This window comes from Aeromonas diversa CDC 2478-85 (assembly GCF_000819805.1).
Lineage (GTDB): Bacteria > Pseudomonadota > Gammaproteobacteria > Enterobacterales > Aeromonadaceae > Aeromonas > Aeromonas diversa.
On sequence record NZ_CDCE01000009.1, the window covers coordinates 24,769 to 44,584 of the forward strand.

At 62.0% G+C, this 19,816-nt stretch carries 15 protein-coding genes; 5 read left to right on the plus strand and 10 right to left on the minus strand.

Annotation, left to right across the window (positions count from 1 at the left end):
* Window positions 1-120 precede the first annotated feature (120 nt).
* Both BN1121_RS01675 and BN1121_RS01680 read right to left on the minus strand, forming a co-directional pair.
* Window positions 121-717, minus strand: a complete 597-nt coding sequence (locus BN1121_RS01675; RefSeq protein WP_005356119.1) for an NADPH-dependent FMN reductase — start codon at window positions 715-717, stop codon at window positions 121-123.
* The gene (locus tag BN1121_RS01680) at window positions 714-1,697 is read right to left on the minus strand and encodes an EamA family transporter (protein WP_197065733.1); all 984 of its coding nucleotides are present in this window, start codon (window positions 1,695-1,697) and stop codon (window positions 714-716) included. The genes BN1121_RS01675 and BN1121_RS01680 overlap by 4 nt, the downstream gene beginning before the upstream one ends.
* Window positions 1,698-2,026: 329 nt before the next feature.
* Here BN1121_RS01680 and BN1121_RS01685 point away from each other — a divergent pair, with 329 nt between their 5' ends.
* Window positions 2,027-2,512, plus strand: a complete 486-nt coding sequence (locus BN1121_RS01685) for a MarR family winged helix-turn-helix transcriptional regulator (protein WP_005356123.1) — start codon at window positions 2,027-2,029, stop codon at window positions 2,510-2,512.
* Between the two features lie 71 nt (window positions 2,513-2,583).
* On the opposite strand, the gene glmS is transcribed toward BN1121_RS01685, so the two are convergent.
* The 5 genes from glmS to BN1121_RS01710 all read right to left on the minus strand — a co-directional run bounded on the left by glmS (window position 2,584) and on the right by BN1121_RS01710 (window position 10,575).
* Window positions 2,584-4,416, minus strand: a complete 1,833-nt coding sequence (glmS, locus tag BN1121_RS01690; RefSeq protein ID WP_005356124.1) for a glutamine--fructose-6-phosphate transaminase (isomerizing) — start codon at window positions 4,414-4,416, stop codon at window positions 2,584-2,586.
* A 23-nt stretch (window positions 4,417-4,439) separates the two neighbouring features.
* Window positions 4,440-5,213 carry a DeoR/GlpR family DNA-binding transcription regulator gene (locus BN1121_RS01695; RefSeq protein WP_005356126.1) on the minus strand — a complete coding sequence of 258 codons (774 nt, stop codon included), beginning with the start codon at window positions 5,211-5,213 and terminating at the stop codon, window positions 4,440-4,442.
* A 66-nt stretch (window positions 5,214-5,279) separates the two neighbouring features.
* On the minus strand, window positions 5,280-6,272 hold the full coding sequence (locus BN1121_RS01700; protein ID WP_005356128.1) for a sensor domain-containing diguanylate cyclase: 993 nt from the start codon (window positions 6,270-6,272) through the stop codon (window positions 5,280-5,282).
* Between the two features lie 56 nt (window positions 6,273-6,328).
* Window positions 6,329-9,175 (minus strand): bifunctional [glutamate--ammonia ligase]-adenylyl-L-tyrosine phosphorylase/[glutamate--ammonia-ligase] adenylyltransferase, encoded by a 2,847-nt coding sequence (gene glnE / locus BN1121_RS01705; protein WP_005356129.1) that lies wholly within the window; start codon window positions 9,173-9,175, stop codon window positions 6,329-6,331.
* Window positions 9,176-9,324: 149 nt separating this feature from the next.
* Window positions 9,325-10,575 (minus strand): methyl-accepting chemotaxis protein, encoded by a 1,251-nt coding sequence (locus tag BN1121_RS01710; protein WP_005356130.1) that lies wholly within the window; start codon window positions 10,573-10,575, stop codon window positions 9,325-9,327.
* 99 nt (window positions 10,576-10,674) lie between these two features.
* Here BN1121_RS01710 and BN1121_RS01715 point away from each other — a divergent pair, with 99 nt between their 5' ends.
* The 3 genes from BN1121_RS01715 (at window position 10,675) to putA (ending at window position 15,549) form a co-directional block, all read left to right on the plus strand.
* The gene (locus BN1121_RS01715; RefSeq protein WP_005356132.1) at window positions 10,675-11,421 is read left to right on the plus strand and encodes a potassium channel family protein; all 747 of its coding nucleotides are present in this window, start codon (window positions 10,675-10,677) and stop codon (window positions 11,419-11,421) included.
* Window positions 11,422-11,515: 94 nt separating this feature from the next.
* Window positions 11,516-12,115, plus strand: a complete 600-nt coding sequence (locus BN1121_RS01720) for a TIGR04211 family SH3 domain-containing protein (RefSeq protein ID WP_005356133.1) — start codon at window positions 11,516-11,518, stop codon at window positions 12,113-12,115.
* 269 nt (window positions 12,116-12,384) lie between these two features.
* Window positions 12,385-15,549, plus strand: a complete 3,165-nt coding sequence (gene putA / locus BN1121_RS01725) for a bifunctional proline dehydrogenase/L-glutamate gamma-semialdehyde dehydrogenase PutA (RefSeq protein WP_005356134.1) — start codon at window positions 12,385-12,387, stop codon at window positions 15,547-15,549.
* 57 nt (window positions 15,550-15,606) lie between these two features.
* Here putA and BN1121_RS01730 read toward each other — a convergent pair whose 3' ends face one another.
* Complete coding sequence (locus BN1121_RS01730) at window positions 15,607-16,161, minus strand: GNAT family N-acetyltransferase (RefSeq protein ID WP_005356135.1); 555 nt, start codon at window positions 16,159-16,161, stop codon at window positions 15,607-15,609.
* Window positions 16,161-16,715 (minus strand): GNAT family N-acetyltransferase, encoded by a 555-nt coding sequence (locus BN1121_RS01735; protein WP_005356136.1) that lies wholly within the window; start codon window positions 16,713-16,715, stop codon window positions 16,161-16,163. Before BN1121_RS01735 ends, BN1121_RS01730 begins: the two co-directional genes overlap by 1 nt.
* Before the next feature lie 322 nt (window positions 16,716-17,037).
* Between BN1121_RS01735 and BN1121_RS01740 the strand changes: the two genes are divergently transcribed.
* A complete protein-coding gene (locus BN1121_RS01740; protein ID WP_005356137.1) occupies window positions 17,038-18,804 on the plus strand; it encodes a M4 family metallopeptidase in 1,767 nt (588 codons plus the stop codon).
* Between the two features lie 33 nt (window positions 18,805-18,837).
* On the opposite strand, the gene BN1121_RS01745 is transcribed toward BN1121_RS01740, so the two are convergent.
* The gene (locus BN1121_RS01745) at window positions 18,838-19,734 is read right to left on the minus strand and encodes a LysR family transcriptional regulator (protein ID WP_005356139.1); all 897 of its coding nucleotides are present in this window, start codon (window positions 19,732-19,734) and stop codon (window positions 18,838-18,840) included.
* Window positions 19,735-19,816: the final 82 nt, after the last annotated feature.

A 19,816-nucleotide genomic window follows, 5' to 3' on the forward strand; every position in this document is an offset into this window, starting at 1 on the left:
TTATTGCCAGCGCGCGAATCATACCCGATTGAAATTACTGAAGATGTGAGATGGTTGGCAGTGCACGAAACCGGTTTCGGGAAGAGAAAGGCCCTGTAGATGCGTATGGAATTCTCCTTGTTACATGCCAAATGGAAAATTGTGCATCTCTTCTTGCAGTGTTGTGCGGACAGAACCCAACGCTTTTGCATAGGCTGCCAGCGACTTGACGGTATAGCGTGCCCGGCTGTCGAACCGTTCGTCACTGACCGCATTGTCCGATATGAGGAGGCTTTCACAGTGACGGAAAATCAAATGATCCGGGATAAAGCAGGCATGGTTATTTTTACTGCCAGTCATCCGTAGCTCACTGATCGGATAAACACCGTTCACGCTCGTTGAAACACTGGCGAGCAGTGCGGGTTTATGGCCCAACTCGTGCGAAGTGCACAGCATCAGGAAGTTCTTGAGGGCTGGCGTCACCATGCCATGCCATTCTGGCGTAATCAGCACGATTGCATCGGATTGCTTCAACTCTGATGCCAGGGCTCTCCAACTACCCCATTCTTCGCTGGCATTCCAGACCCCTTCATTCCATAAGGGGAAAGCAAGGGTGCTCAAATCCATGATGTTCGCGTCCAGGAAGCCTTCAAGACGAGCAAGGTGCTGTAAATAGGTTGCCGCCTTGCGACTGTATGAGTTTTCCCGGTGGCTTCCTGAAATAATACTGAGCTTCATTTTTCATCTTCCTTATGATCGTGAGGAGGGGACGGTGACTTCGTCGGTACAGACAGTTGTTGTGTCTGCGGACGCGTCATGTAAACAGAGGCAATAATGGCAAGTGCACCCACGAGCTGAAGTTGGGTTAATGACTGCTCGAGGATGAGATACCCCAGCAGGCTGGCAGACACTGGACTGAGAAATCCGAGGAAAGAGGTCGTGACAGGATTTAGTTTCTCGATGCCACGGAACCAGACCAAGTAACCAAAGACCCCGCCAACCAGACTCAGATAGGCATAGCCAGAGATATTCCAGATCGTCAGCACTTCAGGAACATCCTCATACCAAAGAGCGATGGGCAACAAGATCAGTCCACCAAGCGTCAATTGCCAGCCTGTGAAGCCAAGCAGAGACATGCCTTCGGGACGTCCCCAGTGTTTCGTCAATAAGATGCCAAGGGCCATGCTGCATGAACCGATTAATCCGAATGAGACACCCCATCCGTTGAGTTTGACGGTACTGTTAAGGACCAGCAGGCTGATAGCAAAGACACCTAGCAAGGCAGAAAGGAGATGGGGCAGGCTGAGTTTGCTTTGGAAGAAGATGACGCCCAATCCCATGACAATTAATGGCTGCACCGACATGACGAGCGCGGCTAGCCCCCCGGGTAAGTAGTAAGCGGCTGCAAACAGGCAATAAAAGAACAGGCCAATATTGAGTGACCCGAGCACGACGATTTTTCCCCACCACATGCCTACAGGACGGATCTTGCAAAACAGCAGCAGGATCAGACCCGCGCCAAGTGCCCGGATCATGGATGCCAACAGAGGCAGATCCTTTGGCAGTAATTCAGTGGTGACTATGTAGGTGCTGCCCCAGATGATAGGGGCCAGGGCCGTCAAAGCCACATCTATCAGGGTTTGATATGTTTTCATGGTTTTCCCCGGATAAAATCCAGAATAACGGTCACCAACATGGATGCGGGTAACTTCATTCATGGTGCTTTCCACAGGTGTTGTGTCCTGAAGAGCCAGCACGTTTCCGATAAGTGGCTCTGGCAGCATCGGTGCTAAATCGGATTCTTGGCTTTCGCCGGCACTAATGACGTAAACACCGCAGACACATCACAGAGGGGGGACGGGTAAGCGATGATTCCTTTCTTGATGATGCATAACACTTTTCCTTTTGGTGCTTGTGACAGGCAAGATTGGCGATAGAGTGAGTTTGCTTTTTAGTAAGTATCTTTTTGAAAAGGCACTTCTGAAAAATACTAGCCAACAATCTCCATGTCAAGTATCTTTCTTTGGAGGTATTTTGAGAGGTAATGATGCAATACGATCATGTAGACCGATTGCTGGTACAGTGGCAGCACCAGAGGCCAGATCTGGACTGCTCACCCATGGGGGTGCTTGGTCGACTCAGTCGAATGAGCAGAATTATTGACAAGAGAGTAAATGAAACATTTAAAAACAATGCACTAAGTGCAGTTGAGTTCGATATCTTGGCTACGCTGAGACGCTTCAATGAACCGATGACGCCAACCGGGCTTTATCAGACGCTGATGCTGTCATCCGGTGCAATGAGCACGCGCATTGAGCAGTTGGTACAACGGGGACTGATTGAACGTATTGCTAGTCCTGAAGACAGAAGAAGCTGTTGTGTCGTGTTGACGAAAGAAGGTAAAGATCTGATTGATAAGGCAGTTGAAGAGCATGTCATTAATGAAAAAGCCATCCTCGATCCGCTAACAGACGAACAGCGCGAGCAATTGGCCAATCTGCTCAGAGCCTGGCTGCTGACCAACGAGTCCTGATCCTTTAGCCTGCAACGGCGCAGGCTTTATTCAGTTCCCTTTCCAAAAAGGCCCCTTTCGGGGCCTTTTGCTTACTCGACGGTGACCGACTTGGCCAGGTTGCGGGGCTGATCCACGTCGGTGCCCTTAATGAGGGCCACGTAGTAGGAGAGCAGCTGCAGCGGCACCGTGTAGACGATGGGCGCGATCACCTCTTCCACGTGGTTGAGGTTCATCACCCGCATGGTGTCGTCGCTCTTGAAGCCGGTCTCGGCGTCGGCGAAGACATAGAGGATGCCGCCGCGGGCACGCACCTCTTCCACGTTGGACTTGAGCTTCTCCAGCAGGTCGTTGTTCGGCGCCACGACGATGATGGGCATCTCGGCGTCGATCAGCGCCAGCGGGCCGTGCTTGAGCTCACCGGCGGCATAGGCCTCGGCGTGGATGTAGGAGATCTCCTTGAGCTTGAGCGCCCCCTCCATGGCGATGGGGTACTGATCGCCACGGCCCAGGAACAGGCTGTGCTGCTTGTCGGCGAACTCCTCGGCCAGGGTCTCGATCTGCTTGGCCAAGGAGAGGCTTTCCTTGATGCGCTGGGGCAGGGCATGCAGGGATTTGACCAGGGTGGCCTCGGCGGCGGCGTCCAGGTTGCCGCGGCAGCGGCCGATGGCGGCCACCAGCATCAGCAGGCCGGCCAGCTGGGTGGTGAAGGCCTTGGTGGAGGCCACTCCAATTTCTGCCCCCGCGCGGGTCATAAAGGCGAGATCCGATTCACGCACCAGAGACGACCCCGGCACGTTGCAGATGGCCAGCGAGCTCATGTAGCCGCAAGTCTTGGCCAGGCGCAGGGCGGCCAGGGTGTCGGCGGTCTCGCCGCTCTGGGAGAGGGTCACCAGCAGGCTGCCCGGGCGCACCACCGACTTGCGATAGCGGAACTCGGAGGCGATCTCAACGTTGCAGGAGACACCGGCGATGGACTCGAACCAGTAGCGGGCCACCATGCCGGAGTGATAGGAGGTGCCGCAGGCGACGATCTGGATGTGCTCGACCTGGTCGAAGATGGCGCGCGCGCCGTTGCCGAAGGACTCGACCACCACGTGATCGAGGCCCAGACGCCCGTCCAGGGTCTGGTTGATGGCGGCCGGCTGCTCGTGGATCTCTTTGAGCATGTAGTGGCGATACTCGCCCTTGTCACCGGCGTCGTGGGAGATGTCGGATTCTTTTTCCTCGCGCACCACCGGCTTGCCGTCCACGTCGAACACCTGCACGTCGCGGCGGGTCACCTCGGCCACGTCCCCCTCCTCCAGGAAGATGAAGCGGCGGGTCACCGGCAGCAGGGCTAGCTGGTCGGAGGCGATGAAGTTCTCGCCGATGCCGCGGCCGATCACCAGAGGGGAGCCGGAGCGGGCCACCACCACACGGCTGTCGTCACGGGTGTCCATCACCACGGTACCGTAGGCGCCGCGTAGCTGCTTGACCGCCTTTTGCATGGCGGCGATCAGGCTCGGCGCCTCTTTCAGCTCGTGATGCACCAGGTGGGCGATCACCTCGGTGTCGGTGTCGGAGGTGAAGACATAGCCCAGGGCTTTGAGCTCCTCGCGCAGCGCCTCGTGGTTCTCGATGATGCCGTTGTGCACCACGACGATGTGCTCGGAGAGGTGGGGGTGGGCGTTGCGCTCGGAGGGCTCGCCGTGGGTCGCCCAGCGGGTGTGGGCGATGCCGGTGCCGCCGTGGACCGACTGCTCGTCGAGGGCCTTGGCCAGCTCGGCGACCTTGCCGAGGCGGCGCACCCGCTGCAGGGGGTGCTGGGCGCTGAACACGGCCACCCCGGCCGAGTCGTAACCGCGATACTCGAGGCGGCGCAGCCCCTCGACCAGGATCTCTGCCACGTCACGCTGGGCTACGGCCCCGACGATGCCACACATAGAAACTCTCCTTGCAAACGAAATTAGTGATTGAGGGGGGCGCAGATGAGCGTCACCCCCTGAGCCTGAATCTTCTCCCGGGCCTCGGGAGCCAGGGCGTCGTCGGTCACCAGGGTCTGGATACGGCCCCAGGGCAACTCGAGGTTGGGGATGCGGCGGCCGATCTTCTCGGACTCGACCATGACGATCACCTCGCGCGATACCTCGGCCATCACCCGCGACAGCCCCACCAGCTCGTTGAAGGTGGTGGTGCCTCGCTCGAGATCGATGCCATCGGCGCCGATGAAGAGCTGATCGAAATCGTAGGAGCGCAGGACCTGTTCGGCCACCTGACCCTGAAAGGACTCGGAGTGGGGATCCCAGGTGCCGCCGGTCATCAGCAGGGTTGGCTCGTTCTCCAACTCGCGCAGGGCGCCGGCCACGTTGAGGGAGTTGGTCATGACGATGAGGCCGCGCTTGCTGCCAAGCAGGGGGATCATGGCGCTGGTGGTGGTGCCGCTGTCGATGATGACCCGATTATGGTCGCGCAGCCGCTCGGCGGCGGCACGGGCGATCGCCTGCTTTCGTTTCGAAACCTGCTCAGGATTCTCCTCGGCCACCATCTCGGTGGGCAGCGGGATAGCCCCACCGTAACGGCGCAGCAGCAGCCCGCCCGTCTCCAGCACGGCGAGATCCTTGCGAATGGTCACCTCGGAGGTGGAGAAGTGCCTGGCCAGGGTGTCGACGCTGACTTCGCCCTGCTCCTGCACCAGGGCGACGATGGCGTGGCGACGCTGTTGAGTGTTACGTTTGGTCACTGAAAAAGTTTCGTTTCGAAAGAATTATGAAAGTTTAGCAGCGAGTTTGGGGAAAAGTGAAGCGCTTTAATCGCGAACGCAGTCTCGCCCGGCGCCCTTGGCGCGATAGAGGGCACGATCGCCGCGCAGGGTGAGCTGCTCCGGGGTGTCATCGGGCTGAAACTGGGCCAGCCCCATGCTGAGGGTGACCGGCTCCTGGTGCAGAGGAGGGTGGGCGTGCACCAGCTCTTGCAGCTTCTCGGCCACGGCTCGGGCCGCGTGCAGCGTAGTGCCGGGCAGTATGATGAGGAACTCGTCACCCCCCCAGCGGGCCAGCAGATCGATGCTGCGCAGATGCTGACCGATGAGGCGCACCAGCTCCTTCAGGGTGCGGTCGCCGGCGGCATGACCGAAGTGGTCGTTGATCCCCTTGAAGTTGTCGATGTCCAGCACGATGAGGGAGAGAGGTTGGCGAAAGCGGCGGGCACGGGCGCACTCCTGCTCGAGCACTCGCTCGGCCTGATAGCGGTTGGCAGCCTGGGTCAGGCTGTCGGTCTCGGCCAGACGGCGGTTCTGTTCGAGCTGCTCGAGCAGGGAGGCGTTGAGGGCCTGCAGCTCGGCGGTGCGCAGGGCCACTTGTCGTTCCAGGTTGAGGGTGTGGCTGCTGAGCCGCTCGAGTTGCGCCCTGCGATCCTGGGCGAGACGTTGACTCCCGGCCAGCAGGGCCAGGCTGCCATCGGGGTGACGGCTCAGGATGCGCATCCGCTCCTCGGTCCAGAGGTAGTCACCGCTCTGGCTCAGGCAGCGGTACTCGCAGCACACCTCGGTTCCTCCCTCCTCCATCAGCTGATCGAGCAGCGCCTTGATCCTGGCATGGTCATCGGGATGGATCAGGCGCTCTCGGGTGAGGAGGGGCGGGCAGTTTGGCTCATAACCCAGCATGCGATACCAGGAGGCCGAGCGTAGCACCTCCCCGCTGTTGGCATTCCATAGCCAGAGTCCATCGCTGACGAGATCCAGGATCTGTGCCTGGACTTGCTCGTCGAGCGTGGAGAACTGCAGCACTCCCTGCTTCTCCACTCTTATATTCCTTTTACCTGCGACCTCCGCCTAAGTGTAGGTCACAAGCCGGGGCGTTATTCCAGCAGGCGCTGCCACAGGGCGAGCACATGGCGGCGCTCCGCCATCAGCTGGTCATCCGAGACCCGGCGGGAGATCTCCGAGAGGTTGAGCCGGTGGCCCAGGTTGCGGATCTCCAGATAGGCGTGCTTGAGCCCTTCGGCCTCCTCCAGGGTCAAGACTCCGGTCATGACGCACTCGTCGAAGATACGCACATTATCGGACCAGCGGGTGAGTGGCTCCGGGAACTCGGCGGCATGGGCCAGCACCAGGAACTGGGCGATGAATTCGATGTCGACCATGCCCCCCGGCGACTGCTTGAGGTCAAACTCGCCGGTGCCGGCCTTGAGCAGGTGATCGCGCATCTTGGCGCGCATCTCGCGAACCTCTTTGATGAGTGTGGCCCGCTCGCGTTCGCGCGAAAGCACGGCCCGGCGCACCCGGGCGAATCCGGCCAGCAGGCGCTCGTTCCCATAGACGGGCCGGGCCCGCACCAGGGCCTGGTGCTCCCAGGTCCAGGCGTCGTGCTGCTGATAGTGCTCGAAGGCGTCGAGAGAGGAGACCAGCAGACCCGCGTCACCGGAGGGGCGCAGCCGCATATCGATCTCGTAGAGGATGCCCGAGGGGGTGCGGGTGCTAAACAGATGCAGCACCCGCTGGGCCAGCCGGATATAGAACTGGCGGCTGTCGATGGACTTGGCCCCGTTGGTGTAGCCCCCGGGTTCGCCGGTGTGCAGGAACACCAGATCGAGGTCCGAGCCGTAACCGAGCTCGATGCCGCCGAGCTTGCCGTAGGCGATCACGGCAAAGCCCCGCTCGCCACTCTCGGCCACTTCGGGCGGTACCCCATAGCGTTCGGTGATCTGGCTCCAGGCCTGGTTCACCACCTCCTCTATGATGGCCTCCGCCAGCCAGGTGAGGTGATCGCTCACCTTCATCAGGGGCAGGGCGCCGGCGATGTCGGCCGCCACGATGCGCAGCAGCTGAACCTGTTTGAACTGGCGCAGTGCCTCCATCTGCTGCTCCACGTCTTCTTCGGGGATGCGCAGCAGGAACTGGCGTAGTTGGGGCTTGTAGTGATCGAGCGGAGTCGGGTGATAGAGGTGCTGGGGATCGAGCAACTCGTCGAGCAAGATGGGGTAGCGAGACAGCTGGTCGCTCACCAGATGGCTGGCCGCGCACAGGCGCACCAGTTGTCCCAGGGCCCCCGGATTTTCGGCCAGCAGCTGCAGGTAGGCGCTGCGGGTGAAGATGCGAGTCAGCAGCTGACAGAGGCGATCGAACAAGGGGCCGGGCTGTGTCTGCTTCGCCACCAGCCGCAGCAGCTCCGGCATCAGCCAGTCCAGCGCGGCGCGTCCCTGAGGGCCGATGGGGCGGCGTGACGCCTCCTCCTTAAAATGGAGCAGATGGGTGGCGATGGCCTCACCGTCGCCGGCTCCCTGCTCCGCCAGCAGGGCGATGATCTCGTCGCGATCGAGCGTGGTGCGCCACAGATCCACCCACGCCTGCTCGAGGTGGGACGGCGCCTCTTTCTCCTCGCCCACCACCTTGACGAACTCGGCGTGCACCGCCGCCATCTGTTCGTCGAGGTGCGTCATCAGGCTGGCCCAGTCGGGTTGCCCCATGGCGTACACCAGGCGGGCGCGATCCCGCTCCTCGCTCGGCAGGGTCTGAGTCTGCTGATCGCCGATCTCCTGCAACAGGTTCTCGACCCGGCGCAGGAAGCGATAGGCGCCGAGCAGGCGCTCACTCTCCTCGCCGGTGAGGGCACCGCAAGCCGCGATGGCCGAGAGCGCGTCCGGCAGGTGGCGCACTCGCAGAGCCGGCTCACGGCCGCCGCGGATGAGTTGCAGCGCCTGCACGATAAACTCCACCTCACGGATGCCGCCGGCGCCCAGCTTGATGTTCCCCTCCAGCCCCTTGCGGCGGACCTCGGCGGCGATCATCGCCTTCATCTGGCGCAGGCCGTCGATGACCCCGAAGTCGATGTAGCGGCGAAACACGAAGGGGCGCAGCAGCTCGCCGAGTTCACGACTGTAGTGGCACTCGGCGCCGATCACCCGCGCCTTGACCATGGCGTAGCGTTCCCAGTTGCGGCCATGGTGCTGGTAGTAGTCCTCCATGGCCGCAAACGAGATGGCCAGCGGACCGGCGTCGCCGAACGGGCGCAGCCGCATGTCGACCCGGAACACCTGACCATCGACCGTGCTCTGGTGCAGGGCGTTGATGATGCGTTGACCCAGCTTGATGAAGAACTGCTGATTGGCCAGCTCACGGCGCCCGCCATGGGTGTAGCCGTTCTCGGGGAAGGTGAAGATGAGGTCGATGTCGGACGAGAAGTTGAGCTCGCCACCGCCCAGCTTGCCCATGCCGAGGATCAGCAGGGGCTGGGGATTGCCCTCGCCATCGAGCGGGGTGCCCAGCTCGCGGCACTGGAGGTGATAGAGCCAGTCGCGGGTCTGGCCTATCAGGGCATCGGCCAGCTGGGTGAGGTGGATGAAGCTCTCCTCCACCCGGGCCAGCCCCAGCAGCTCGCGCCAGGCGATCACCACCATATGATGGCGGCGAAAACGGCGCAGGGCCCGCTTCAGTGACTCTTCGTCCTGCACGTCGCCCAGTGCCTCGGCAAGCTGGGTCGGGTAGCGGGGCCAACGCTCGGCCTGCTCCAGCTCACCGCTCTGCAGCAGGGTCTCGAGCAAGGCAGGCTCCCGATGCAGGGCGTCGGCCACGAAATCCGAGAGACCGAGCAGGGTGAGCAGGGCGCCGCGAACCGGTTCGGTCAGGTTGGCACGCTCTGGCTGCTGATCCAGCAGGCGCTGCCAGTGGCGCTCGGCGAGGGGGAGGAGGGGGGCGGGCAGGGTCACGGCAAGGTTCCTTTGCAACTGACTATGCCCGCCAATCTAACACTCTGCCGCGCTAAGTCACAGCGCGGGGCCGGCTGTGGGAGTGCACGCACACAACCAGAGTGGCCAGGGTGCCACGGTGTCGTGGCACTCCGTTGTGACGGGAGGGATCAGTCCAGCTTAAAGGCCCGAATGGTGCTGTCCAGATCCCGGCTGTGGGCCTCTACCTGGCCGCTTGCCTCGAGCAGCTCGCGGATCACCACCACAGAGCCCTCGACGATCTGCTTGACCTGGGTAAGGTTGTCCTCCATCTCCTCGGCCACCTTGCTCTGCTGTTCGGCGGCGGTGGCGATCTGGTAGTTCATGTCGGCCACGGCGTGCACCCGGTTGACTATGGTGCCGAGCTGATCGCCGGCCCGGTTCACCTGCTCCACCCCGAGATCGGCCTGGGTCACGCTCTCGCTCATCAGCAGGGTGGCCTGGCGGGCGCCCTGTTGCAGTTGCTCGATCATCTGCTGGATCTCCACCGTGGCCGCCTGGGCCCGGTTGGCCAGGGAGCGCACCTCGTCGGCCACCACGGCAAAGCCGCGGCCGGCCTCACCGGCGCGGGCCGCCTCGATGGCGGCGTTAAGGGCCAGCAGGTTGGTCTGCTCCGAGATGCTGCGGATGGTGTCGACCACGGAGCCGATGCGCTGCACCCCCTGCTCCACGTCGCTGACCACGCCGGAGGAGCGCTGGATGTTGGTCGACAGGGCCGAGATGGTGGTCACGGTCTCGGCTACGTAGCCCTGTCCCTGTTCGGCCAGGGCGCGGCTCTCTGTGGTGGCGCGGGAGGCCTGCTCCGCATGACCGGCGACCTCGCGCACCGAGGCGGCCATCTCGCTCATGGCGCCGGCGAGCTGCTCTATCTGTTTGAACTCTTCGCTGATCGACTCGTTGGCCTCTTCCATGCAAAGGGTCACCTGAGAGGCGATCTCGCCGAGCTCCTTGCTGATGCTGCGCTGATTGCCGAACACCTCGCGCAGGTGATTCTGGGAGTGGGACACGGCGCGGGCTATGTCGCCGAACTCGTCTTTGGAGTTGAGCTCGACCCTGTGGCTAAGGTCTTGTTGGGAGAAGCGATGCAAGAGGCTCACCAGATAGTTTACCTGGCGCACCATGAGGCGGGAGCCGGCCAGCAGAAAGACCACGAAGAAGACCCCCATGACGGCCGTCTCCATCAACCCATTCCAGATGAGGCTCTGCGCCATCTGATCCGCCTTGCTGGCCTCAATGCCCCCCAGCAGCAGCGTCTCCTCAAGGTGACTGGCGTCGAACCAGAGTTTTGCCAGCAGCATCAGGGTGCTGACCACCATCAGAATCACTACCTTGGGCAGCAGACGAACATCACTCATGCGACGTTCGATGGCATTAAAACGCATCACGACTCTCCTTTGACAAGCGAATTCCCCTTTGACCGTCAGGATATCGGCATTATCTTGTTTTTTATAATTAATGTTTCAGCTCAATGATGGTTTTGTATGCGACATCACTCTAACGGCCTGAGGGCCATGGATCTCTTGATGGCTCTGCTCTCGGCCGTCTCTGTGCTGTTGGTTAGTTTGCGCTGGTTTTTCGGTAAATATTTCACGCCAGAGGCGCTCGCCCTCTTCTATGACGTGGACAACCTGCTCTGCCTGTTCTTCCTTGCCCACTTTGGCTATGGCCTGGCGCGCAGCGATCAGCGCCTCGCCTACCTCAAGAGCAACTGGCTCTATCTGCCGGGCAGTCTGCCCATGGTGGAGCATCTGCGCTGGGCACGGCTGTTGCAGCTCTATCGGGTGATCCAGCTGCTGCGCAGCAACCCGGATCTGCTGGCCATATTCCGCCGCGAGCGTAGCGAGACCCATCTGGCTGGTATCTTGCTGCTCTTCTTCATGCTGCTCGGCGTGGGGGCTGGCCTCATGTACTGGGTCGAAGGGGGTGTGCCCGGTAGTGAAATCAAGAGCCCCTATGACGCCTTCTGGTGGGCGCTGGTGACCCTCTCCACCGTCGGTTATGGCGACATAGTGCCGCACACCGACGAGGGGCGCTTCGTGGCCAGTCTGGTGATCATCTTCGGTGTGGGCGTGTTCAGCGCCATGAGCGGTTTCATGGCCAGCCTCTTTCTTCGGTCCACCAATAAGGAGACCCTGGCGCTGCAGCAGCAGATCCACCGTCTTTCCCAGCAGCAGGAGCTGCTCTTACAAGAGATCCGACAGATCAAGGAGAGCCAGCGCCGCGGCTGAGCGTCACACTCAGTTGCGGTTCTGCTTGTGGTTTGAGGGGGCTCCGGCTTACCATCCAAGCTGTTTTTCAACCAATACAGAGACATCGACATCCATGCGTGCCCTGATCGGGATCCTGCTTACTCTCGCTGCCAGCCACACCATGGCCGAGACTCGTTACATATCCGACAACATCTACTCCTTCATGCACGGCGGGCCGGGAACCCAGTACCGCATCCTCGGCAGCGTCAAGGCGGGCGAGCCGGTCGAGCTCACCGGCTCCAATGAGGGTGGCTTCGTGCAGATCACCGATGGCAAGGGGCGCAGCGGTTGGGTGAAGGGCGATGATCTGCAGACTGGGCCGAGCTTCCGTCAGCAGGTGGCGCAGCTCCAGCAGCAGGTCGATGAGCTCAAGGGACGTCTCAAGAATCTCAACGGCGATAACGAGCAGCTGTTTGCCGAGAAGGATGACACCATAGCCCGGCAGCAGCAGCAGCTCACCGAGCTGCAGACTCAGCTCAAGCAGCGGGACGCGCAGATGGCCAGCCTGAAAGAGCAGAACGACGCGCTCAACCAGAGCTATGACAACCGTGAGCACGATATGCAGATGGACTGGTTCATTCGCGGCGGTCTGATGGTGGGCGCCGGCATCCTGGCGGGGCTCTTGCTGCCCATGTTGCCGCGCCGGCGTCGTGGCGATCGCTGGATGAATTGAGCGAGTCACTGTGAATAAAGGGGGGATGCCAAGGCATCCCCCCTTTGCGTTGGCAGGGCAGGGAAATTGTATGCAATTTCCCGCTCTCTCTTCCCCTGACAGATGAGATGTTGGCCTTGTTGAGCCCTTATTCCGGAAAAGATGCGGGGAGATTAATAAAATGGCAACATTTTCATTTCATTGGCGGTCAAAGATTGTATACATTACCGGCGTTGCGGCGCCGTGCGCCATCCCATTGAGCCCCCAGGGTGTACAGGAAGACCCCATCTATGTTCAAAGCGACCCAAGTGCTTGCCCCCGACTACCGCCCCACCGATCTCGCCGCCCTGCGCGAGGCCATCACCCAGAACTACGTGGTGGACGAGAATGCCTACCTGACCGAGCTGTCGGCCATGCTGCCGAGCGATGGTGCCGCTCTCGAGCGCATCACCAGCCGCGCCCGCGCGCTGGTGAGCAAGGTGCGTCAGGAGAACGGTGCCGGCGATGGCATCGACGCCTTCTTGCAGGAGTACAGCCTGGATACCCAGGAGGGGATCATACTGATGTGCCTGGCGGAGGCGCTGCTGCGCATCCCCGACGCCGACACCGCCGATGCCCTGATCAAGGACAAGCTCTCCGGCGCCAACTGGGCGGCTCACTTTCGCAAGAGCGACTCTACCCTGGTCAACGCCTCGACCTGGGGCCTGATGCTGACCGGCAAGATCATCAAGCTCGACAAGAAGCTCGACGGCAACCCGGCCAATCTGCTGGGCCGCATGGTCAACAAGCTGGGTGAGCCCATGGTGCGCTCGGCCATGTACGCCGCCATGAAGATCATGGGCAAGCAGTTCGTGCTGGGCCGCGACATGAAAGAGGCCCTCAAGGCCAGCCGCAAGCAGCGCGAACAGGGCTTCACCCATACCTATGACATGCTGGGGGAGTCGGCCCTGACCATGCAGGACGCCGACAAGTACCTGACCGACTATCGCAACGCCATCGAGGCGGTGGGCGCCGAGCGCATCAGCGACGGTGGTCCGGCGCCTTCCATTTCCATCAAGCTCTCCGCCCTGCATCCGCGCTATGACGTGGCCAACCGCGAACGGGTGCTCGGCGAGATGTGCGAGCGTCTCATCGGTCTGGTGCGCCTGGCCCGGGAGCGGGATGTGGCCATCAGCATCGACGCCGAGGAGATGGACCGTCTCGAGCTGTCGCTGGACTTGTTCGAGCAGCTCTATCGCAGTGAGGCCAACCGCGGCTGGGGCAAGCTCGGCATGGTGGTGCAGGCCTACTCCAAGCGCGCCCTGCCGGTACTGTGCTGGTTGACCGCCCTGGCCCGCGAACAGGGGGATCTCATCCCGGTGCGTCTGGTCAAGGGCGCCTACTGGGACAGCGAGCTCAAGTATGCCCAGCAGGCCGGCCTGCCGGGCTACCCGCTGTTTACCCGTAAGGCAGGGACCGACGTCTCCTACCTCGCCTGTGCCCGCTACCTGCTGAGCGAGGCGACCATCGGCGCCATCTCGCCCCAGTTTGCCACCCACAATGCCCACACGGTCGTGACCATCCTCGAGATGGCCGGCGATCGCCAGTTCGAGTTCCAGCGCCTGCACGGCATGGGGGATGAGCTCTATCACACGGTGCTCAAAGAGAATCCGGGTCTGGCCTGCCGCATCTACGCCCCGGTCGGTGCCCACAAGGATCTGCTGCCCTACCTGGTGCGCCGTCTGCTGGAAAACGGCGCCAACACCTCGTTCGTGCACAAGCTGGTGGACCCCAACACCCCGGTCGACAGCTTGGCCGAACACCCGCTGCGCACCCTCAAGCGCTACCCGACCCTGGCCAACGATCGCATCCCGCAGCCGGTGAACCTGTTTAGCGATCGCAAGAACTCGAGCGGCGTCAACATGAACATCGTCTCCATTCAGCGTCCCTTCTTCGCCAGGCTCAAGGAGCTGGAGAGCAAGCAGTGGCAGGCCGGCCCCATCGTCAACGGCGAGACGCTGGTGACGGGCGAGCTGCAGACAGTGCTGAGCCCGCAGGACATCAGCCAGGTGGTGGGCAAGATCCGCTGGGCCGATGGCGCTGCCGTGGAGCAGGCCCTGGCCAGCGCCCACGCCGCCTTCCCGCGCTGGCGCGAAACCCCGGTCGCCGAGCGCGCCGCCACCCTGGATAAGCTGGCGGATCTGCTGGAGGCGAACCGCGAGCAGTTCATTTCGCTTTGCACCCGCGAGGCGGGCAAGCTGCTGCAAGATGGCATCGACGAGGTGCGCGAGGCGGTGGATTTCTGCCGCTACTACGCCCAGCAGGCCCGCGCCATGATGGGTAAGGCCACCCTGCTGCCGGGCTACACAGGTGAGCAGAACGAGCTGTTCTTGCAGGGGCGCGGCGTGTTCGTCTGCATCAGCCCGTGGAACTTCCCGCTGGCCATTTTCCTTGGCCAGGTTGCGGCGGCGCTCGCCACCGGCAACACGGTCGTCGCCAAGCCGGCCGAGCAGACCGGCCTGGTCGCCCACCTGGCGGTGACCCTGGCCCACCAGGCCGGCATCCCGGGTGACGTGTTGCACCTGCTGCCGGGCGATGGCGCCAGCGTGGGGGCCCGCTTGACCGCGGATCGCCGCATCGGCGGCGTCTGCTTCACCGGCTCCACCGAGACCGCCAGACTCATCAACCAGACCCTGGCCAACCGCGATGGCGCCATCCTGCCGCTGATTGCCGAGACCGGCGGCCAGAACGCCATGATCGTCGACTCCACCGCCCTGCCCGAGCAGGTGGTGCGCGACGTGGTGAGCGCCGCCTTCCAGAGCGCCGGCCAGCGCTGCTCTGCCCTGCGCGTGCTGTTCCTGCAAGAGGAGATCGCCGACCGGGTGCTGGAGATCCTCACCGGTGCCCTGCAGGAGTTGAAAGTCGGCAACCCGGCCGAACACGACACCGACGTGGGCCCGGTCATCGACGCCGAGGCCAAGGCGACGCTGGACCTGCACCTGGCCCGGATGATCCCGAAGAGCCGTCTGATCGCCCAGGCCCCCATGCCCAAGGCGACCCTGGAGGGCTACTTCGTACAGCCGACGGCGCTGGAGATCCGCTCCATCAGCGAGCTCGAGCGTGAGCAGTTCGGCCCGATCCTGCACGTGGTGCGCTACGCCGCCAAGGATCTGGATCAGGTGATCAATGAGATCAACGGCACCGGCTATGGCCTGACGCTGGGGATCCACAGCCGTAACGAGTCCCATGCCGAGGCACTGGCGAGCCGCATCAACGTGGGCAACGTCTACATCAACCGCAACCAGATTGGCGCCGTGGTCGGGGTCCATCCGTTTGGCGGCCAGGGCCTCTCCGGCACCGGTCCCAAGGCGGGCGGCCCCCACTACCTGCACCGCTTCGTGACCGAGAAGACCCGCACCATCAACACTACGGCGGTCGGCGGCAACGCCACTCTGCTGGCGATGGGCGATGCCTGATTCGGGCGACATAAAAAAACCGAAGCATCTGCTTCGGTTTTTTTTTGATCGCGGGTGCTAGCACCAACGAGCCCTGCGCAGGGAGGTGAGCACATGATCCTCCCACTGGCCGTTGATCATCAGATAATCGCGCGCCAGTCCCTCGCGCTCGAAGCCGAGCCTCTCGAGCAGCCGACCGCTGCGTTCATTGCGTGGTATATAGCACGCCATGATCCGGTTCAGCCGGTGTTCGCGAAACATATAGGAGAGGGCTGCGCTCAAGATCTCCTGCATCAGCCCCCGCCCCTGCTGATTGGCGTCGAGAGAGTAGCCGAGGTGGCACGCCTCGAAGGCGCCGTGGATGATGTTGGTGAAGTTGCAGCTGGCTATCATCTGCCCCTGCGGATCCAGCGCGACCAGATTGACGCTCTGGCCGTTGAAACACTGCTGATAGCTGTCGCGCAGGCGGTTGCTCCAGTAGGGGAGCGTGTAGAAGCCTTCCGGACGCAGGGGCTCCCAAGGCTCGAGATGGTGCCGGTTGCGCTGGTAGTAGTCGAGGATGAGATCCGCGTGATCCGGCGTCAACAGGGTGAGGTGGCAACGCGCCGTGGTCAGGTGAGGCAGGTTGTTCATCACTCCCCCCGCTCATGGCGCCATTCGCCGCGCAGCAAGCCGTAGCAGGCGTGGTCGACTATGCCCTGGGGGAGCTTCTCGGCGTGGCGCAAGACCCCCTCCAGCGTAAACCCGAGTCGCTCGCAGACGGCCCGGCTGGCGACGTTGTCGACGGCAGCCCGGATCTCGACTTTCTCCATCCCCAGTTCGTCGAAGGCATGGTGGATCAGCGCCTGACAGGCGCGGGTGATGATGCCGTTACCCTGCCAGCGTTCGGCCAACCAGTAGCCAATGGTGGCCACCCCCAGCTGGTGATCGAGTCGGTTGTAGGCAACGACACCGACCAGCTCGCCCTGATATTCGATGGCGCAATTCATGCTCTCGCTCCGGGCGAAGGCCTCGATGGCGCGGCGGATAAAGAGTGAGGTGTCTTCCGGTTTCTGAATAAATGGTGGCCAGGGAAGCCACTGGCTCAAGTAGTCCCGGTTGTCGTGGCACAGGGCAAACAGCTCGGTGGCCATGCCGGGTTGCAGGAAGAGCAGGGAGAGCTCCTCATCCAGTGTCCAGGTGAACATCCTTCCCTCCTTTGGCAGGGTCGACCCGAACCGTCACTCTATCCAGTGGCCGCCGCCTCGCCAAGGGCTTTACCCCATGACAATGCCCCAAATGAGTGAGAATGTGACGACACCATTGATGAAAATGTTTTTAATGGGCCAGGGTGAAATTTTGTGCTGCAAAAATGACCACTTGGTAGTTCGAATTCTGTGCAGCCACATTTTCTGCTACCTCACCTTTCTAATCTGTAATTTGTTACAGGCACGCACCCGCACATCGGCGCTCTACCTTGTTTGAGCCGGCACGAGCCGGAATGACTCCCTCATCGACAAGGATATCGACATGAACAAAATCTATCTGGCTGTAGCGCTGGCCTGTTGGGGAAGTTCGGCTCTGGCGGCCGAACTGGTGACGATCGAACGGGTTGCAGGGCCACAGCAGGTATCGGCAGACGGCAAGGGTGTCAGCGCCCTGGTCGGCGGTGGCGACTACCGTGCCGTGCGGACCGTGACTCTGCCCAACGGGGAGAAACGGGTGCGTTTCGAGCAGACCTGGCAAGGAGTGCCGGTCTGGGGGTCTGCCTTGGTGGCCGAGCAGGGGGCCAGTGGCATCGAGCGGGTCTCTGGTCAGCAGCTGGTCGGCATCGAGCAGGATGTGGCCTCGGCCAAGCCGGCCTTCAACGCCGCCACCGCAGCCCAGAAGGCGCGTGGCGAGCAGAAAGGGGTTAACGAGAAGGTTCGCCTCTATGTGATGCAGGACGAGAACGGCCAGGCTCACCTGGTCTATCAGGTCTCCTATCTGGTCGAAGGGAGCGAGACGCCGAGCCGTCCCTTCGTCATCATCGACGCCCTGAGCGGCGCCGAGCTCAAGCGCTGGGAAGGGATCAACCATCAGGACGCCACCGGTCCGGGCGGCAACCTCAAGACCGGCAAATATTTCTATGGCAGCGACTATGGCCCACTCCAGGTGGATGCCAACTGCCGCATGAGCAGCACCAACGTCGACACCATCAACATGAACCACGCCACCACGGGGGGGTCGGTGCATCAGTTCACCTGTCCGGAAAATACGGTCAAGGAGATCAACGGTGCCTACTCCCCCCTCAACGATGCCCACTACTTCGGCAACGTGGTGTTCAACATGTACCGCGACTGGTACAACACGGCGCCGCTCAGCTTCAAGCTGAAGATGCGGGTGCACTACAGCAAGAATTACGAGAATGCCTTCTGGGACGGCAGCCAAATGACCTTTGGCGATGGCGCCACCACCTTCTACCCGCTGGTGAGCCTGGATGTGGCAGCCCACGAGGTGAGCCACGGCTTCACCGAGCAGAACTCCGGCCTGGTCTACTCGGGACAGTCGGGTGGCATCAACGAGGCCTTCTCCGACATGGCGGGTGAGGCGGCCGAAAACTTCATGAAGGGGAGCAACGACTGGCTGGTGGGCGCCCAGATCTTCAAGGGCAACGGTTCGCTGCGCTATTTCGAAGATCCGACCCGTGACGGCAGATCCATCGGTCATGCCAGTGATTACACCGACGGCCTCAACGTTCACTACAGCTCCGGTGTCTACAACAAGGCCTTCTATCTGCTGGCCAACAGCAGTGGCTGGAGTACTCGCAAGGCTTTCGAGGTGTTCGTGCTGGCTAACCGCCTCTACTGGGGCGCCAACGCGACCTTCGACAGCGGTGCCTGCGGTGTGACCAAGGCGGCGACCGATCTGGGTTACAGCGTGACTGACGTGGCGAGTGCGTTCCAGGCCGTTGGGGTCAATGCCAGCTGTGGCACCCCTCCGCAACCGGGTAACGTGCTGCAAAACGGGGTGCCCGTGACCGGGCTCACCGGCGCCTCGGGCACTCAGCTTAACTACACCATGACGGTGCCGGCCGGGGTCAGCGCAGTGACCTTCGCCATCAGCGGTGGTAGTGGGGATGCCGACCTCTATGTGAAGTACGGATCAGCCCCCACCAGCACCAGCTATGACTGCCGTCCCTACAAGGGGGGCAATGCCGAGACCTGTACCATGAATGCGCCCAAGGCGGGCACCTGGTATGTTCAGGTCAAGGGGTATAGCGCCTTCTCGGGCGTGACCCTGAAGGGCAGCTACTGATCCTGATGATCAGAGGGGCGCACTGAGCGCGCCCTATTCCACACCCCGCCAGAGGGCTGCCAGCCCTCTGGCGGCATTCAGTACTACCTCCTTGGCCGCGTTGGGGCGCTTGCCGCTACGCCAGGCCATCATCACCTCCCAGTGATCCTGCGGCAGATCCCCCACATCCAGACGGATCAGTCGGCCCAGTTCCAGATCCCGTGCCACCGCCAATGCCGGCATCAGAGTAATGAAGCCGTGCTCGAGGGCCAACTCGCGCGCGGCGCTGGCAGGCTGAATGGCATGCAGTGAGCGGGTCGGCTCCCTGAGTCGGCGCATCTGCTGAATAAAGACGTCACACCCTGCCCCCCACTGCTGGGGTGCGATGCGCTCGTTGGCGATATGGTGCAGTGTCAGCCCCTGCTGGCCGGCCAGAGGGTGCAGGGGGGAGGCGACCGCAATGATGGGGGAGCGGCAGAGCAGCTCCATATGCAGTCCGGCAACGGGAGGGCAGCGCAGCACGAAGCCGATGTCGCACTCACCGGTCAGCAGATCTTGCATGATCACTCCGGAGTGGTCCGTGTTACAGCGGATCTCAAAGGCGCCGTCAACCAGCTCCCTTAGCAGCGGGCTGAAGACGGCGGAAGTCAGGGAAGGGAGGCAGGCGAGCCGGATCCGTGGCAGTGCAGGTGCCCCCTGTATGGCCAGCCGCCCCTCGGCCAGTGCACCCAGTGCTGCGCGTGCGGCAGGAAGAAACTGCTCACAGGCCGGGGTCGGGGTGACACCACGCCGATGGCGTTGAAACAGCGAGGCTCCCAGCGTCTGCTCCAGCGTGGCAATGCGTTGACTGACCAGGGGTTGTGACCAACCGCGGATGGCGGCGGCCTGGCTGAAGCTGCCCAGCTCGGCCACATCGAGCAGCAGCTGCAGATCGTCCAGATCCAGTGACATAAATAATCCTGATATGAAATATAGCCAGTTGTCGTCTACCACTATATCTGACGCCGTCACACAATGAATCTGTCATTGAGTG

What these genes read in the sequence shown, in the direction of transcription:
- BN1121_RS01675 (WP_005356119.1), bottom strand. Translation starts at nt 717, where the DNA reads ATGAAGCTCAGTATTATTTCAGGAAGCCACCGGGAAAACTCATACAGT.
- BN1121_RS01680 (WP_197065733.1), bottom strand. Translation starts at nt 1,697, where the DNA reads ATGAATGAAGTTACCCGCATCCATGTTGGTGACCGTTATTCTGGATTT.
- BN1121_RS01685 (WP_005356123.1), top strand. Translation starts at nt 2,027, where the DNA reads ATGCAATACGATCATGTAGACCGATTGCTGGTACAGTGGCAGCACCAG.
- glmS (WP_005356124.1), bottom strand. Translation starts at nt 4,416, where the DNA reads ATGTGTGGCATCGTCGGGGCCGTAGCCCAGCGTGACGTGGCAGAGATC.
- BN1121_RS01710 (WP_005356130.1), bottom strand. Translation starts at nt 10,575, where the DNA reads ATGCGTTTTAATGCCATCGAACGTCGCATGAGTGATGTTCGTCTGCTG.
- BN1121_RS01715 (WP_005356132.1), top strand. Translation starts at nt 10,675, where the DNA reads ATGCGACATCACTCTAACGGCCTGAGGGCCATGGATCTCTTGATGGCT.
- BN1121_RS01720 (WP_005356133.1), top strand. Translation starts at nt 11,516, where the DNA reads ATGCGTGCCCTGATCGGGATCCTGCTTACTCTCGCTGCCAGCCACACC.
- putA (WP_005356134.1), top strand. Translation starts at nt 12,385, where the DNA reads ATGTTCAAAGCGACCCAAGTGCTTGCCCCCGACTACCGCCCCACCGAT.
- BN1121_RS01730 (WP_005356135.1), bottom strand. Translation starts at nt 16,161, where the DNA reads ATGAACAACCTGCCTCACCTGACCACGGCGCGTTGCCACCTCACCCTG.
- BN1121_RS01735 (WP_005356136.1), bottom strand. Translation starts at nt 16,715, where the DNA reads ATGTTCACCTGGACACTGGATGAGGAGCTCTCCCTGCTCTTCCTGCAA.
- BN1121_RS01740 (WP_005356137.1), top strand. Translation starts at nt 17,038, where the DNA reads ATGAACAAAATCTATCTGGCTGTAGCGCTGGCCTGTTGGGGAAGTTCG.
- BN1121_RS01745 (WP_005356139.1), bottom strand. Translation starts at nt 19,734, where the DNA reads ATGTCACTGGATCTGGACGATCTGCAGCTGCTGCTCGATGTGGCCGAG.